The following is a 16,244-nucleotide window of genomic DNA, read 5'->3' as shown; positions in this document are numbered from 1 at the left end:
GTGCTGATCATGCGATCGAGAAAGACGTTCTCGCGCACCTGCTGCGGCATCGTCTTGAGTTCTTCCACGGGAATCGTGGGGTCGATCTGCTTCATCACCGCCGTGATGCTGCGCAGCACCTCCGCCGGCGGCTGCTTCGTGCGGATGTAGAAGTACATCGAGCTGCGCGTGCCGTCCTGACGCCACGGCAGGAAGTACAGTGGCGGAATCTCGCCCTTCACCTCGGAATAGGCGGAGTTCTTCATCACACCCACGATCTGCACGTCCAGCGAGTCAGCGCCGGAGAGTGACATGAACTTGCCGACGGCATCCTTGTCGAGATTGAACTTCTTGGCGAACGCCTCATTGATCACAGCCACCTTGGCAGCACCATCGCGATCGGCGGTGGTGAACTCGCGACCAGAAAGCAGCTTCATCCCCGTGGTGGCGAGATAGCCGGCCCCCACGGCGTTGTAGCGCGAATTGGCGTCGATGTCCGGGCCGTGCTGGAAGCCCTGCACCCGCACGTCGTTGCCCCAGTTGTTGCCACTCACGAGCGGCACGATGGCCGAGGTCACCTGAGTCACGCCGGGCAGCGCGGCCAGCTCCTGCTCGATACGCTCATACAGCACCCCGGCGCGCGTGCTGTCATAGCCGCTGCGCATGGGCGAGATGTTGAACGTGGCCAGCTGGTTCACGTCGAAACCGAGATCGGTGCGCGACACGTTCACGAGGCTCTTGAGGAAGAGACCCGCCGACACCAGCAGCGCCATCGACAGCGCGATCTGCGCGGTCACGAGCGCTGTGCGAAAACGCGATGCCGCGCGTCCGCCGCCGGTGATCTGCCCCGCGCCGGCGCGGATGACCGAAATGAGGTCGGCGCGTGTGCTGTGCAGCGCCGGGAAGATGCCGAACAACAGTCCTGTGCCCAGTGCAAGCAACGCCGCGAACACGATCATGCGGGGCTGCAGCGACAGGTTGATGGTCGCGATGGCCTCGGCGGGGAGGAACGTCGCGATGGAGCGCAGCGTCCAGCTGGCCACGAGCAGACTGGCCACGCCGCCAATGGCAGCAAGCAGCAGCGATTCGGTGAGCAACTGACGCAGCAACTGACCACGCGATGCGCCGAGTGAGAGGCGCACGCCCATTTCCGTGGCGCGTGTGGCACCGCGGGCCAGGAGCAGGTTGGCGATGTTCGCGCAGGCAATGAGCAACACCGTGCCCGTGATCGCGAACAACAGCAGGATGGGGGTGCGTGCTTCGCGATGAATGCTGCTCTGCCCACGTGCGCCCGGCGTGACGACGATGGACCGCGCCTTGAAGCGCTTCATGGTCGCATCACTCATGGTGGTCTGCAGCGGTGCTTCCACATCATTGAGGATCGGGCGATAGACCGCATTCAGCTGCGCCGATGCCTGCTCGATGCTGCTGCCGGGCTTGAGTCGACCGAATGCGTAGAGCCAATAGCTCCGTCGGTTTTCGAAGGCCGGCCGCCACGTGGACACCGCGGCGCGCATGCTCACCGGCACATACACCATAGGCTCCGCGCCCAGCGTGGTACCGCGGAAGCCTTCCTCCGCAACACCGATGATGGTGAGCGACTTGCCATTCACGATGAGCGTCTGACCCACGATCTTCGGATCGCTGCCATAGCGCTCGCGCCAGAACTCGTGGCTCAACACGGTCACATAATTGGCGCCGATGGTGCCGTCGTCGGCGGGCTGCAGCAACCTCCCCACCGCCGGCTTGGTGCCGAGCAGTCCGAAGTAGCCACCGGAGACGAACATGCCACGTCCGGAGAAGGCTTCGTTGCGCACCGACAGGTTGGCGCCGAAGCTCACGTGGCCCGCGATACCCGCCAGCGCCGTCTGCTTCTGTTCAAGATCCCGGAACATCGGGTAGCTGAACACATCCTCGCAGTCACCGGCCTGCCCGCACGAGGTCGACCCGGGCTTGGGGCCGGGGACCGAGAGGTTCACCAACTCCCCTGGGGCGCGCACCGGCAGGTTGCGCAGCAACATCTGGTCGAACAACGAGTAGATCGCTGCATTGGCCCCGATACCGAGGGCCAGCGAGGCCACGGCAATGGCCGTGACAAATGGCGTCTTGCGCAGCATGCGCAGTGCCAGCGTGAGATTTCTCATGCGTGCGGATTCGAAAGGCAGGTCGGCATCGAACACTCCTTGAGTCGAGTGTTCGGACAGTCGAATGCCGGGAAGGGTTTGACCGTTCGGCGTGCCGCTCCCAACGGGGTTGGGACGGCGAGGTTTCATGGCCGGTCCGGGCGGTTCCAACGCTTTGGGGCCCGGCGACGTTACGAAGCGGCCGGAATTGCGACCGGCCTTGTCGCGCGTGGCCACCAGCCCCGCCCCGGCAGCGAGCCCCAGACCGAAGTCGACCGGAGTCGAACATGCCACGCCCGGAAACCGCTTCCCGCCCCACTCCCCGAACGGCGCTCAAACGCCGAGCTACGGGGCTGTTTGTGCGTTCGGTCTGCCTCAGCCCTAAAACGCGCATCATCGGATAGCTGCAGCATCATCGCCGTCGGGGAACTGGCCGCGGGGTGTCCTGCCGGCCGGACCCTGGCGCCGAGTTCCTGATCGGCTGACACGGTATCCGCACGGCGTGCCCCGCCCCGGACATCACTGACCGGCGAATAGATCGCCGAGTGCCGCGCGGCCCTGATCACGGGTGCCGACAGCGCGGCCAACGGACAAGTCGCTTCACATCGCAGCAGCCACGCGTCGACGTTGCGGGCTTCTGCGTGTCCATCGGTCACCCCGTTCGGGACTTTCCATGAGTGCGCATCGTGTCAGCGGTTCCCTGTTCGACGATTCGGTGGGTTCACCGTACGCCCCGCGTGACGCCTGCGGCGTAGGCTTCATCGCCAGGCAGAGCGGAGAACGCACCCACGAAGTGGTGAGCCTCGCGGTCGAGGCAGCTGCGCGTCTCGCACATCGTGGGGCCTCCGCTGCTGACAGCTCGGCCGACGGGGCGGGTCTGCTCACGCAGATCCCGCGACGCCTGTTCATCCTCGCCGCCTCGCGCCTGGGCATTCACCTGCCCGCCGACGCGGCCATAGGTGTGGGCATGTGCTTTCTGCCCACCGATGAGCGCGCGCGCGAAGAAGCCATGTCGATCGTGAGCGACGTGCTGCTCGGCGACGGCATCCCCGTGCTAGGCTGGCGCGACGTACCGGTGCGTCCCGAGGTGCTTGGCCCGTCGGCGCGCGCATCCATGCCCACGATCGCGCAGATCCTGGTGAGCCGCCCTGCCGCCACGGACGACGACGCATGGGAACGTCAGCTCTACCTCGCACGCCGCGAGATGGAGCACCGCGCCCTGGCCCGTGGACTGGAGCCGTTCTACATCTGCTCGCTCTCGTGTCGCACGGTGGTCTACAAGGGGCTGCTCACGGGCGGCCAGCTGGGCGACTTCTTCCCGGACCTGCGGGATCCCGCGTTCGAGACGGCCATCGCCGTCTTTCACGAGCGCTACGCCACCAACACCATGCCGCGGTGGGAACTGGCGCAGCCGTTCCGCATGCTCGGGCACAACGGCGAGATCAACACGCTGTGGGGCAACCGCAATGCGATGGCCATGCGCGGCCCGCTGCTGGACGCACCCGACTTCGGCGCGCACGCCGAACGTCTGCGTGATCCCATCCGCCCGCGCGGCAGCGACTCGGCAAGTCTCGACAATGCGCTCGAACTGCTGGTGCGCGCTGGTCGCTCACCGGTGCACGCGGCGATGATGCTGGTACCGCAGGCGTGGGAGAAGTATCCCGATGTGGAGCCCGTGGTGAAGGCGTTCTACGAATATCACCAATGCGTGATCGAACCGTGGGACGGCCCTGCCGCACTCGCGTACAGCGATGGTGTGCAGGTCGCAGTCTCTCTCGACCGCAACGGCCTGCGTCCATGTCGCTACAAGATCCGCGCTGACGGCATGGTGGTCGCCGGTTCGGAAGTCGGCATCGTGGACTTCGATCCACGCGATGTGGTGGAGACCGGCAAGCTGGGCCCTGGCGGCGTGTTCCTGGTGGACACGGCCGGCAAGCGCATCGTGCGCAACATGGCCGCCAAGCGTGAAGTGGCCACACGGCGTCCGTACGCGCGGTGGATCGCGCATCACATGTCCACGCTGCCCACCAGCGATGGTGCGGAACCGCTGGTGCGCTCCAGCGATGTGCTGCGCGCCACGCAGGGTGCCTTTGGGTACGGCAACGAAGACCTGCGCATGGTGCTCGAGCCGATGGCCACATCAGCAGCTGAAGTGGTGTGGAGCATGGGCGACGACGCGCCGCTGGCCGTGCTGTCGTCCACCACACCGCCGCTCTACTCGTTCTTCCGGCAGCGGTTCGCGCAGGTGACCAATCCGCCCATGGACTCGCTGCGGGAGTCCATGGTGATGTCGTTGCGCATGCACCTCGGACGCCGTGGTTCACCGCTGGTGGAGAAGGCTTCGTATGCGCGCATGCTGCGCATCGAACATCCGGTACTGCTGCCCGCCGAGATGGCCGCACTGCGTACCTTCCCCGATGTACCGAGCACCACGCTGGACGCCACGTACGGCGCCCACTCGCGTCCCGAGGCACTGGAAGCGGCGCTCGACACGCTATGTCGCCGGGCCGAGGTGGCCGCACGCAAGGGCGCACGCCTGCTGATCATCAGTGACCGCAAGGTGAACGCGGAGCGTGCCCCCATTCCGGCCCTGCTGGCACTGGGCGCGATTCGCCAGCACCTGGTTCGCACGGGCCTGCGCGCGCGCGTGGGACTGGTGGTGGAAGCCGGTGATGCCATCGAGCAACATCACATGGCCACGCTGTTTGGCTATGGAGCCGAAGCCGTGCATCCGTGGCTGGCCATGGAAACAGTTGCCACCCTCTTCGCCGAGGCGCACGGCCGCTCCGACACCGACACCGAACGCCCCGAGCCGGCGGTCGCGCAATCGCGCTATCGCACGGCGGTGGAGAAGGGACTGCTCAAGGTGCTGGCCAAGATGGGCATCTCCACCTTGTCGAGCTACTGCGGTGCGCAGACGTTCGATGCGCTGGGGCTAGGTGCCGATGTGATCGACCGCTGCTTCAATGGCACCGCGTCGCCGCTGGGAGGCCTTACCCTGCGCGAGATCAGTGAGGACGTGCTGCTGCGTCACCGCCGTGCGTACGCCACCGACGGCACCGCGATCACGGCCCTGCCCGATCACGGCCGCGTGCGTTTTCGCAAGGATGGCGAGGGGCATGCCTGGGCGCCGCGTCGTGCGCAGTCGCTACAGCAAGCGGTGGGCAGTGCCCGCCGAGCCGGCGTCGATCCCGATGAGGCATGGCGCACGTTCGTGAAGAACAGCGAACAGGCCACGCCAACATCTGTGCGCGATCTGCTCACGGTGCGCCCCGGCGTCTCCATTCCCATCGAGGATGTGGAGCCGATGGAGGACATCCGCGCGCGCTTCATCGCGTCGGCCATGTCGCTTGGTGCACTCTCGCCCGAGGCGCACGAGACGCTGACCATCGCGATGAACCGCATGCAGGCGCGCTCCAACTCCGGTGAGGGTGGCGAAGACATCGCGGCCTATGCCGACACCTCCGGCGACCGGCGGCACAGCAAGATCAAGCAGGTGGCGTCGGCGCGCTTCGGCGTGACTACCGAGTATCTGGCCAACGCCGAAGAGCTCGAGATCAAGATCGTGCAGGGTGCGAAGCCGGGTGAAGGTGGGCAACTCCCGGGCCACAAGGTCACCGAACTGATCGCGCGCCTGCGTCACAGCACACCGGGCGTGGGGCTCATCTCGCCGCCGCCGCATCATGACATCTACAGCATCGAAGATCTCGCGCAGCTCGTTCACGATCTCAAGACCGTGAACCCGCGCGCACGTGTGGGCGTGAAGCTGGTGGCCGAGTCGGGTGTGGGTACGGTGGCGGCTGGTGTGGCCAAGGCCTTTGCCGACTACGTGCTCATCGCGGGCCACAATGGCGGTACTGGCGCCTCGCCACTGTCGAGCATCAAGCACGCGGGCTCGCCGTGGGAGCTGGGTCTGGCCGAGGCGCAGCAGGTGCTGGTGGCCAACGGCCTCCGGCATCGCGTGGAGGTGCGTGTGGACGGGGGGCTCACCAACGCCCGCGACGTGATCATCGCCGCACTGCTGGGCGCCGAGTCCTACGGGTTTGGCACCGCACCGCTGGTGGCACTGGGCTGCGACATGGCCCGTCAGTGCCACCTCAACACCTGCCCCACCGGCATTGCCACGCAGCGCGAAGACCTGCGAGCCAAGTTCCGCGGCACGCCGGAGCATGTCATCGCCTACTTCTCACGTCTTGCCGAAGATGTGCGCACCGAGCTCGCGCTGCTCGGCGCCCGTTCACTGTCGGAGATCATCGGCAAGGTGGAGCTGCTGCAGCGTGCCGAGCGGCCTGAATTGCCGCGCTCGACGATGCTTGATCTGTCGCAGGTACTGACGGCGCCGCGCCGCAGCGACGAACCGCGGCTTCGCACCGTGGAACGCAACGAGCGGCACGGGCTGCAAGTGCTCGACGACCAGATCCTTGCCGATGCGGCGGCCACGCTGGCCGATGGCTCGCCGGTGTCTGCGCAATACGCGATTCGCAACCACAACCTGACTGTTGGTGCGCGAGTGGCCGGCGCATTGGCCGAAAAGTTTGGCAATGCCGGTCTCGCCGACGGCACCTTGAAGCTCGGCTTTCAGGGCAGCGCGGGTCAGAGCTTCGGCGCCTTCAGCGTGCGCGGCATGCAACTCACGCTGGAGGGTGAAGCCAACGACTACGTGGGCAAGGGATTGAGCGGTGGTGAGATCGTGGTGCGCCCGTTCCGGCTGGCGCGTTATCGTGGTGCGAGCCACCTCAACATGATCCTCGGCAACACCGTGCTGTACGGTGCGACCGATGGCATTCTGTGTGCGGCAGGCCAGGCGGGTGATCGGTTTGGCGTGCGCAACTCCGGGGCGTGCGCGGTGGTGGAAGGCGTGGGCAATCACGCCTGCGAGTACATGACGGGCGGCGTGGTGGCCGTGCTCGGACGCGCAGGGCGCAACTTCGGCGCCGGCATGTCCAATGGCGTGGCCTATGTGTTCGACGAGGCCGACACGTTTGCCAGCCGTCTCAATCACGAGATGGTGTTGCTGGCCGAGCCCGACGCCGAGGACAATACGCTGCTGTACCTGCTGCTGCGATTGCACCTCGCCCGGACTGAAAGCGCGCGGGCGCGGTGGCTGCTCGATGACTGGGATCACCAGCACGTGCACTGGCGCAAGGTGAAGCCGCGCGGTGCGGGCGAGCACGTGGCACGCATCCGCGATCGCTGGATCACGCGATTGCGCGCACGCCTCTCAGCCGAGCAGGGCGGCAGCGCGCTCGGCGATCGTCGAGCTCGGGTCGTCGAGCAGCCGTCGTAATGTGTGATCGGCCGCGGGGCGATGTCCCGCGGCCAATGCGGCCATCGCGGCCAGACGAAGCTGGTATTCGTCGGCCGTGACGGCTTCTGCGTTGCTCATCACTTCCAGGCGCTGGCGCGCGCGCGGCGTAGGCACGTGGGCGAGCGCATGTACCATCTCCAGCTGGAACTCCAGCGAGCTCTCTTCTTCGAGCGCCATCAGCATGCGATCGGCCAGTGGATCCGACTCTGGCGAGGCGAACACGATGGCCAGCGCCCGATTGCGTACGTCGGCAACCGGATCGGTGAGCACCGATTCGAGACTGGCCGTGGCGATGGGTCCACCGATGCGACCGAGTGCCACCACCGCCGCCGCGCGCACACGCTGGTCATCGTGCCGCAGCAGTTTGCTGAGATCGGGGATGGCCTGGGGCGAACGATTTTCGCCGAGTAGCCCCGCCGCATTGCGCACGACGTACCAGGTGGGGTGGGTGACATGCGCCCGGGCCACTTCGATGATGGCTGGGTGCGCGGCCGCTGCATCGTACAGCACACGACGTTCGGCCGTTTCGGTGGACGCCATGAGTTGCGTGAAAATTGCGCGCGCACCGATGGCCCCGGCACGACGGAGTACTGCGTGTACGCGATCGTATTCGTCAGGGGCGTCCACCATGCGCTCCACGGCCAGCACGAGCGCGTCCTTGGTCGCGGCCTGAGCAAAGCGCAGTGGATCCTCGATGGACTCCAGCAACTGCACCACCCACGCCGCGTCGTCCTGTGCCACGGCATCGGCCACTTCCTTGCGCACATCGTGTGTGTCGGCGACGTGATCATCCACCGACGGCACATGATGCAGGATGGCGTGTTCCGCCGTGGTCAGCGGTACCGGTCCGTCAAACGCGTGTGATGATGGCGGCGTGTCGGCCACCACGGCACGCATGCCCGGCGGCGTGGGACGCAACGAGACGCCGCGCACATGCAGGCGCACGTTCCAGATGGAGAGCGCATCCGCTGTATCGATGATGCTGCCATGCACGGTCGACGCAGGGCCCACCAGAATGCCCGCCAGCTTGATGAACTCGGCGTCCGTGATGGTCGCACTGATATCGATGGCCTCGAGATCATGTGCGTTCATCGTATGGCGCAGAATATCGAACGCTTCCTGCACCGACGCCGACGCGCCCGCATCGTGCATGTCGGCGCGAAGCGTGACACTGCCCACACGGGCAAGCGCGCACAGACGCTGCACGCTGGTCAGGATATCCGTCATCGCCGCTCTGTCGCGCAGCTGAGAGATCAGCAACGCGAACGCAGCCGCATAGACGATGTCGAAAGGCAGGACGTACTCCGGGAGGTGGGCGGACAATATTCAGGAAGCGCCCCACCTCACGCCAGAGCCGTCATCACTTTCGGGAAAACCCGAAAGGTCGCGATCAGATCGGTGCTTCGAGGTAGAAGTCTGAACGCCAGCCCTTCGCGGGGAAAAGCCCCCTGGAGATGTCAAATCGAAGCAGGCCGTCCAGCAGGCCCAGCCCGAAGCCGACACCACGCTGAGCCTGCACCTGTCCAAACGTCTTGCGGCTACCCGCCCAACCCATGTCGTAGAAGACGACAGGCCGGAAGGCGCCCTGCCGCGTGCCCACCTCAGCGCGCGTGAGCCAATAAGCGTCACCAGCCTGCGTACCGGGCAACTGACCACGCACGGTGCGCAGTCCACCCAACTGGTAGGTGCGCTGGGCGGGCACGCGTCCGACCGAGCTGCCGATCGCACCGGTGAACGCGATCGCAACCGGGCCGGCCGGACTGGATACCGTGCTTTCGAATGAGCCGCGTCCGTATTCAAACGTGCCGGTCGCCGCCTCGGCGCGCACGAGACTGGTGAGGCGCAACCCACGAGGCCGTTCGATGAGCAATCGTGAGAGAGTCATGCTTGCGCCGGCGAATGCTCCGCGTTCGGCGGTGATGTTTTCGCCGAATCGACGCCCGCCCAGTGCCCGCGCCAGCGAGAACGTGTTCACCACGTCGCTGTCGCCCGCCGTCCACTGCCGTTCGAGGAACAGACCATACTCCAGCGCACCACGGCGCTGTTCACGTTGTTCCCGCAGCGATACGCCCATCGTGCGGTAGTAGAATCCCTCGTCGCGGCCGTACAACACGGCGGGCAGTGACGGTCCAAGCGTGAGCGCTCCCGCCCACTCGGGGTTCACCGCAGCCAAGCGATGATAGGCGGACGCCGTCACCGTGCGGGCGCCGTTGCTGCGTGAGAGCGAGAATTCGCCGTTGGCGTGCAGGTCGGCGTGACCAATGCGTCCCAACGCCCGCGCCGTGAATCCGGCACCCAGCGTTTGCGTCACTTCCACACCCGCCGAAAGTCCCTCGACGCGATTGTAGCGGAAGAGATCGGAGCCCACGCGCACACGCGGCATCTGCGGTCCCCACGGCGCTTGCAACGACAGCCCCAACGCCTTCACCAGTTCTTCCTGACTGCGCAGATCGAACAGGGATTCGTCGCTCGCCGTTTCCGGCGGCAAGGAAGGCGAGGAGCTCAGTTTTTTCATGTCGCATGGCAAGTCGTACGCCACACGCACGGCCCCTTCGTAGCGATTCTCGATGCGCGTCCAGGTGGAATCGTTGGCACACTGCCGCACCTTGGCCGCACCGTATACCGAGGCCTGCACGGAATCGCGGCGCTGACTCGCACGGTCCTTGCCCGCGCTATTGCCCGTCCCCGTGCCCAGCGAGATGGAGACGCCGCTGCCACCGCTGGCGACGACCATGGAATCGGCCTTGGTGGAGTCCGCACGGGCGGAGTCGCCGGAGGCCAGTCGATTGCGGGCCGGCGGCAGTGGGGCCAGCGTGAAATCGCCGTCCACCGATTCATACGAAAACTTTTCGTCGAGGCGGAACGGCACACGCATGAACATGAAGTCGGCGCTGGCCGTGGCACTGTGGGCGCGCGGCAACCAGAACTTGCCCTGATACAGCCCATACTCCACGGTGATCGCATCCAGACGCGCCTTGGCTGGCCGGAACGTCGCGGCAACCCACGCGGGCACTTCGTCTTCGTTGGGATCACGACGTCGTTCGGCGTCAGCACGGCGCGCGCTGTCCCTCACATACAAATCCCGCGGCAGACGCGCGCGCAGGATGGAATCGCGCACCGGTGCGAGTTCCTTGTCCTCCATCATCTCGCGCGCAGTTTCCTCGGTCGCCACGCTCCAGATGTCGATCTCGGCCGCCATGCGATAGGCCGCACGCACCAACTGTCCGCCATCGCGGTCGAACCAGAACGACCCCACGAACGTGCGCCATTCCGGCTTGCGCGCCGTGATCTTGAGTTCGCGCAGGTGGATGACGCGCTCGTTGCCGATGCGGATGTCCACCGAATCGCCGGTCTCGTAGCGGTACCAGCGCTCGGCGCCGCGGGCCAACGGATGGATGATGTCGCGGTCGTCCACATCGGTCTTGGCCACACCAAAATCGGACGACGGAAACCAGAGCTGTTCGCGCCCGGGGAAGTATGGAATGGTCACTGCCGACACCATGTCGCCGCGCACGTCGGACGCCATGGGGATGGTGAGTCGCGAGCCAACGGGCTTTACCCGCACGCCCACATCGCGGCGCCATGCGATCTCGGCCACGTTGTCGCCGCGGAAGAGCAGCTTCTCGAGCCCCAACTTGCGGGCACCCATGCTCACCGACATGCGCTGGGTGGTGGTGGCGCGGTAGGAGCGCAGGGCGCTGTCCTGACGTTCCCGGGCCTCGCGGGCCCGCAGCAGAATGGCGCGGGCTTCCGGTGTGGCAAAAGCGGTGGTGGCCGCCGCATCGGCCAGCGCGACGAGGGTCGCGCTGTCGCCCCGGAGCGTCCGCCGGCTGATCGACCGGGCATCCCGGGAGGCCTCGCGGACCGCCTCACGCTGCTCGCGGGACAGCGTGTCGACCGGCGCGCGCCGGGTGCTGTCCCGGTTCGCTCTGGAAGAGCGCTGCTGAGCGGCGACGGGTTCGGCAATCACCCCGAGAAGGACCAAGGACAGCAGAGGAGCGACGTATTGGCGCATGCGGGAGACGTCAGGCGGAATGCGGAACAGCGGCGCTTGGTGCGGAGCGGCCTTCGGAAGGCCCCCTTCCGTACGCGCGGCCTCCATGAGCGGTTTCTCTTCACGAAACGTAACTTCGGACAGTTCGAACCCGGCTGGTGCCCCAGGCCGTTGCCTCACGTTTCAGGAGATCTCGCGTGCCCTTCCTCCCGCATTGGTTCCGTTCGACCCTTCGGAACCGCGCCCCCATGGTGCTCAAGGCTGTGGCGATAAACGCCATGGCGCTGGCCTCCGTGTCCTTGCTCACCAATCCGGTCGGCGCGCAGCAGCCGGCAGCGACCGTTGCCTCAGCGGATCCCCGCATCGAGAAGCTGAAGACCGAAGCACTCCAGATGGTGGAGAGCCGCTCGAAGCAGGTGCAGGAGATCGTGGACATGCTGTTCTCGTTCCAGGAACTCGGCTTCCAGGAATTCGAGACCCAGAAGTACATCACGACGCTGCTGCAAAAGGAGGGCTTCACGGTCGAGAAGGGCGTGGCCGGCATTCCGAGTTCGTGGACGGCCAAGTGGAGCTACGGCACCGGCAAGCCGGAGATCTCGCTCGGCTCGGACGTGGACGGCATCCCGCAGGCCAGCAGCAAGCCGGGCGTAGGCTATCGTGACCCGATGATCCAGGGTGGCCCGGGACATGGCGAAGGCCACAACTCCGGCCAGGCCGTGAACATCGTGGCCGCCATTGTGGTGAAGCAGCTCATGCAGCGCGACAAGATCAACGGCACCATCCTGCTGTGGCCCGGTATCGCCGAAGAGCAGATGGCCGGCAAGGCGTTCCTGGTGCGCGCAGGGATCTTCAAGAACACCGACGTCACGCTGTTCACGCACGTCGGCAACGACCTTGGCGTGTCGTGGGGCGCCAGCGGTTCGAGCGCACTCATCTCGGCTGAGTTCAAGTTCCGCGGCGAAAGCGCGCACGCAGCCGGCGCGCCGTGGCGCGGCAAGAGCGCGCTCGACGCCGTGATGCTGATGGCGCAGGGCTGGGAGTTCCGCCGCGAACACATCCGCCTGCAGCAGCGCTCACACTACGTCATTCGTGATGGTGGCGACCAGCCGAATGTCGTACCGAGCACGGCGAGCATCTGGTTCTACTTCCGCGAGCAGGACTATCCGCGCACGATGGAACTGTTCGAGATGGGCAAGCGCGTCGCGGCCGGTGCGGCCATGATGACGGATACGCAGCTCGACACGGTGAACATTCTGGGCAGCGGCTGGTCGGCGCACTTCAGCAAGCCGATCGCCGAAGCGATGCACCAGAACGTGCTGAAGGTTGGCATGCCCAAGTGGGACGACAAGGACCAGGCGCTGGCCAAGGGCCTGCAGAAGGAACTCGGTTCGCCGGACTTCGGTCTTTCGGAGCAGGTGAACAAGGAGCTGCGTGGCGCAGCCACGCCGCAGAACTGGACCGGTGGCGGTTCCGACGACATCGGCGACGTGGCGTGGAACATGCCTACGATCACGCTGCGCTATCCGTCCAACATTCCGGGCCTGCCGGGGCACAACTGGGCAAACGCGATTGCGATGGCCACGCCGATTGCGCACAAGGGTGCGGTGGCCGGTGCAAAGGTTCAGGCGCTCACGATGCTCGACATCTTCATGACGCCGAAGGTGGTGACGGACGCGTGGGACTACTTCAACAACGTCCAGACGAAGGAAACCAAGTACAAGCCCTTCATCCGGTCGTTCGATCAGCCGCCCACGTACCTGAACGCGGACATCATGGCGCGCTTCCGTGATCAGCAGAAGAAGTTCTACTACGACCCGACCAAGTTCAAAACGTATCTCGAGCAGCTCGGCATCGAGTACCCGACCGTGCGCGCGCAGGAAGCCAAGCCGCGCGGCGACAACAACTGATTCGATAGCGAGCATATCGTGAACCGTTCACGCATTCTCTCATTCGCAGCCGCCACGATGTTCGTGGCGGCCGCTCCGCAGCTCGCCGCGCAGGGTCCGTTCGATCCTGCGCTTGCTGCCGAGATCGACAAGCGCACCGCCGCCATCGCCGACAAGATCACGGCGTGGCGTCATGACATTCACCAGCATCCGGAGCTGGGCTACCAGGAAAAGCGGACGGCTGCCCTCGTGGCCGCGCACCTGCGCTCACTTGGTCTCGAGGTGCAGGAGAATGTCGGCGGCATTACTGCGGTGGTGGGCACGCTCAAGGGTGCCAAGCCGGGACCCACGGTGGCCCTGCGTGCCGACATGGATGCACTGCCGGTGGCGGAACTCGCCGACGTGCCGTTCAAGAGCACCGTGCGCACGGTGTACAACGGCGTGGAAACGGGCGTGATGCATGCCTGTGGCCACGACATGCACACGGCCATGCTCATGGGTACGGCCGAGGTGTTGGCGGGCATGAAGAGCCGCATTCCGGGCACGGTGAAGTTCTTCTTCCAGCCGGCCGAGGAAGTTCCACCCAATGGTGGTGCCAAGGCGATGATCGAAGCTGGTGCGATGACGGGTGTGGATGGTGTGTTCGGTCTGCATGTGGGCCCGGGCCCAAGTGGCACGTTGTCATATCGCAGCGGCTCCATCACCGCAGCGGCCGACAGCTGGAAGATCATCGTCAAGGGCAAGCAGGGGCACGGTGCGATGCCGTCCAACGCGGTGGACCCGATCGTCGCCAGCGCCGAGATCGTGTCGGCGCTGCAGACGATCGTGTCGCGTTCGCTCGATCTCACCGCGGGTCCGGCGGTGGTGACGGTGGGTGCCATTCATGGCGGCCTGCGGGAGAACATCATTCCCGACTCGGTGTGGATGATCGGCACCATCCGCACGTTCGACCCCAAGTCGCGGCAGGTGATCGGCGAGCGCATGAAGACCATCGCCACCAAGATCGCCGAAGCGCATGGCGCGAAGGCCGAGGTGCACATCGAGTTGGGCTACAGCAGCACGCTCAACAACGTGGCGATGGTGAGCCGTTTCTCGCCCGCACTCAAGCGCGTGGCGGGCAGCAAGGGCGCCTTCGAATCAAAGAGCCCGAGCATGGCCGGTGAAGATTTCTCGCGCTTCGCCGACAAGGCACCTGGCTTCTTCTTCAACCTCGCCGTGACGCCGCCCAACGTGGACCTGTTCAATGTGGCCAGCAATCACTCTCCGCTGTTCCAGGGTGATGATGCGGCGCTGCCCGTGGGCACGCGGGCAATGGCCAACGTTGCGCTCGAGTTTCTGGTGAGCGGCGGGATTCCGAAGACGCCGTAAGGGCGGGAAGGGAAACTGCGTAGGGAAACAGCAAGGGCAACTGATTGGGCGCCCTACGGGCGCGAAAACTGCATGACCTAAAAGGAAAAAAAGCAGGAGAGTTTCGGTGGACGCGGCAAAGCCTGCGTATGTCACCAGAACTTTCCTGCTTTTTTCCTTTTAGGTCATGCAGTTTTCGCCGCCGAAGGCGGCTGGCAGGCAACCCTTAGGTCCCTTCCAATTCCCCTCAGCTCAAGCGCGCGCCACGATCGTCTTGATGGCCGCGGCCAGCTTGTCGGCATCGGCCGGCGTGTTGTAGAGCGTGGGCGTGACGCGCACGCAGTCGCCCTTCGCAATGCCGGTACGCTGGAAGGTGAACACACCGAACTCGTCGAGCAGGGTCTTGGCGATGGCATTGTTGGCCTCGCGCGTGCCCTTGCCGTTCAGGCGGAACGCAGTGATCGCTCCGGTGAGTGGCGTGTCATCGGGTGTGAGTACGTCCACACCCTTCACATTGCGCACCGCCTTGGCCCAGCGATCGCGCAGGAACCGCAGGCGCGCCGCTTTCTGCGGAATGCCGATGGACTGCTGAAAGTCGATCGCATCGGGAATGGTCATCACGGTGGCGAAGTTCACGGTGCCCGTGTGCAGCCGGCTATCGATGCGATCGGCCGGTGCGCTTTCATCGGCGTGCGCACGGTCGATGGCCTCGAGCTTGCCCTCGCGGATGTACATCGCACCCGCGCCAACGGGCGCACCAATCCACTTGTGCAGGTTGAGCCCGATGAAGTCGGCACCCACCTCGTCCACCGTGAGTGGCACCTGCCCGAAGGAGTGCGCGGCGTCCACCACCACGTCCACACCGCGACTCTTCGCCAGCGCAGCCACATCCTTCACGGGCAGCAGCAGCCCCGTCTTGTTGTTGCAGTGCGTGAGCAGTAGCAGCTTGGTGCGCGGGTTGGCATCGAGCGCCCTGGTGTACGCCTCCATGATGTTGGCGTGCGTGGCCGGCTCCGGAATATCGAAGCGCGCCACCTTCGCCCCGCGACGCTCGGCGAGACCGTTCATCGCCCACTGCATCGCGTTGTAGTCGAGGTCGGCGTACATGACCGTGTCGCCCGGGCCAACCTTGTTGTACTGGCTGATCAGCGCCTGCAGCGCCTCGGTGGCACCACGCGACAGCGCGATCTCGGTTGACTTGGCGCCCACGAACTGCGCCACCCGGTCACGGGCATTGCGCATGAGCGCCGGAAACTCTCGGCGCGCGAAGTACGAGTTCTCCCGGTTCATGCGGTCGATGTGCTCGTGATACTTCGCGAGCACCGGCTGCGACATGAGCCCCCAATAGCCGGCTTCCATGTTCGTGACGGCATCGGTGACCCGGTACTGATCGGCCACCTTCTTCCAGTAGGCCTCGTCCTGCGCGACCATGTCCAGCGCGCCGGTGTGCGGCGTGAGCGGCTGCGCCGTGTCATGAGTGAGGGCCGGGGCAGCCGCCATCGTGGCGGGGGCCATCAGGGAGGCGGCGCCAAGCACCGCCGAGTCGCGCAGGAAATCGCGTCGGGAAGAGCCAGTCATGGCCTGACGCTACGGGAACCCGGCGCACT

Annotated in this window: 7 protein-coding genes; 3 read left to right on the top strand and 4 right to left on the bottom strand. The window is 65.6% G+C overall.

The annotated features are described in order from the left end of the window. On the bottom strand, positions 1-2,123 hold a 2,123-nt coding region (locus VGE27_RS14415), incomplete at its 3' end, for an ABC transporter permease (RefSeq protein ID WP_331050366.1). A gap of 652 nt (positions 2,124-2,775) precedes the next feature. Between VGE27_RS14415 and gltB the strand changes: the two genes are divergently transcribed. Beyond that, positions 2,776-7,389, top strand: a complete 4,614-nt coding sequence (gene gltB / locus VGE27_RS14410; protein ID WP_331050365.1) for a glutamate synthase large subunit — start codon at positions 2,776-2,778, stop codon at positions 7,387-7,389. Here the strand turns inward: gltB and VGE27_RS14405 are convergent. Continuing rightward, positions 7,324-8,637 (bottom strand): HEAT repeat domain-containing protein, encoded by a 1,314-nt coding sequence (locus VGE27_RS14405; protein WP_331050364.1) that lies wholly within the window; start codon positions 8,635-8,637, stop codon positions 7,324-7,326. The genes gltB and VGE27_RS14405 overlap by 66 nt on opposite strands. A gap of 163 nt (positions 8,638-8,800) precedes the next feature. Beyond that, entirely contained in the window at positions 8,801-11,425 is a 2,625-nt protein-coding gene (locus VGE27_RS14400) for a hypothetical protein (RefSeq protein ID WP_331050363.1), read from the bottom strand. Between the two features lie 227 nt (positions 11,426-11,652). On the opposite strand from VGE27_RS14400, the gene VGE27_RS14395 reads away from it, so the two are divergent. Together VGE27_RS14395 and VGE27_RS14390 are read left to right on the top strand one after the other, a co-directional pair. Then, positions 11,653-13,311, top strand: coding sequence for an amidohydrolase (locus tag VGE27_RS14395; protein ID WP_331050362.1), 1,659 nt, complete (start codon positions 11,653-11,655; stop codon positions 13,309-13,311). An 18-nt stretch (positions 13,312-13,329) separates the two neighbouring features. Beyond that, positions 13,330-14,658 carry an amidohydrolase gene (locus VGE27_RS14390; protein ID WP_331050361.1) on the top strand — a complete coding sequence of 443 codons (1,329 nt, stop codon included), beginning with the start codon at positions 13,330-13,332 and terminating at the stop codon, positions 14,656-14,658. Between the two features lie 231 nt (positions 14,659-14,889). On the opposite strand, the gene VGE27_RS14385 is transcribed toward VGE27_RS14390, so the two are convergent. After that, on the bottom strand, positions 14,890-16,215 hold the full coding sequence (locus VGE27_RS14385; RefSeq protein WP_331050360.1) for an aminotransferase class V-fold PLP-dependent enzyme: 1,326 nt from the start codon (positions 16,213-16,215) through the stop codon (positions 14,890-14,892). Positions 16,216-16,244: the final 29 nt, after the last annotated feature.

Source organism: Gemmatimonas sp., from assembly GCF_036405635.1.
Lineage (GTDB): Bacteria > Gemmatimonadota > Gemmatimonadetes > Gemmatimonadales > Gemmatimonadaceae > Gemmatimonas.
This window is presented reverse-complemented; position numbering and strand designations above follow the sequence as displayed.

What these genes read in the sequence shown, in the direction of transcription:
- gltB (WP_331050365.1), top strand. Translation starts at nt 2,776, where the DNA reads ATGAGTGCGCATCGTGTCAGCGGTTCCCTGTTCGACGATTCGGTGGGT.
- VGE27_RS14405 (WP_331050364.1), bottom strand. Translation starts at nt 8,637, where the DNA reads ATGACGGATATCCTGACCAGCGTGCAGCGTCTGTGCGCGCTTGCCCGT.
- VGE27_RS14400 (WP_331050363.1), bottom strand. Translation starts at nt 11,425, where the DNA reads ATGCGCCAATACGTCGCTCCTCTGCTGTCCTTGGTCCTTCTCGGGGTG.
- VGE27_RS14395 (WP_331050362.1), top strand. Translation starts at nt 11,653, where the DNA reads ATGGTGCTCAAGGCTGTGGCGATAAACGCCATGGCGCTGGCCTCCGTG.
- VGE27_RS14385 (WP_331050360.1), bottom strand. Translation starts at nt 16,215, where the DNA reads ATGACTGGCTCTTCCCGACGCGATTTCCTGCGCGACTCGGCGGTGCTT.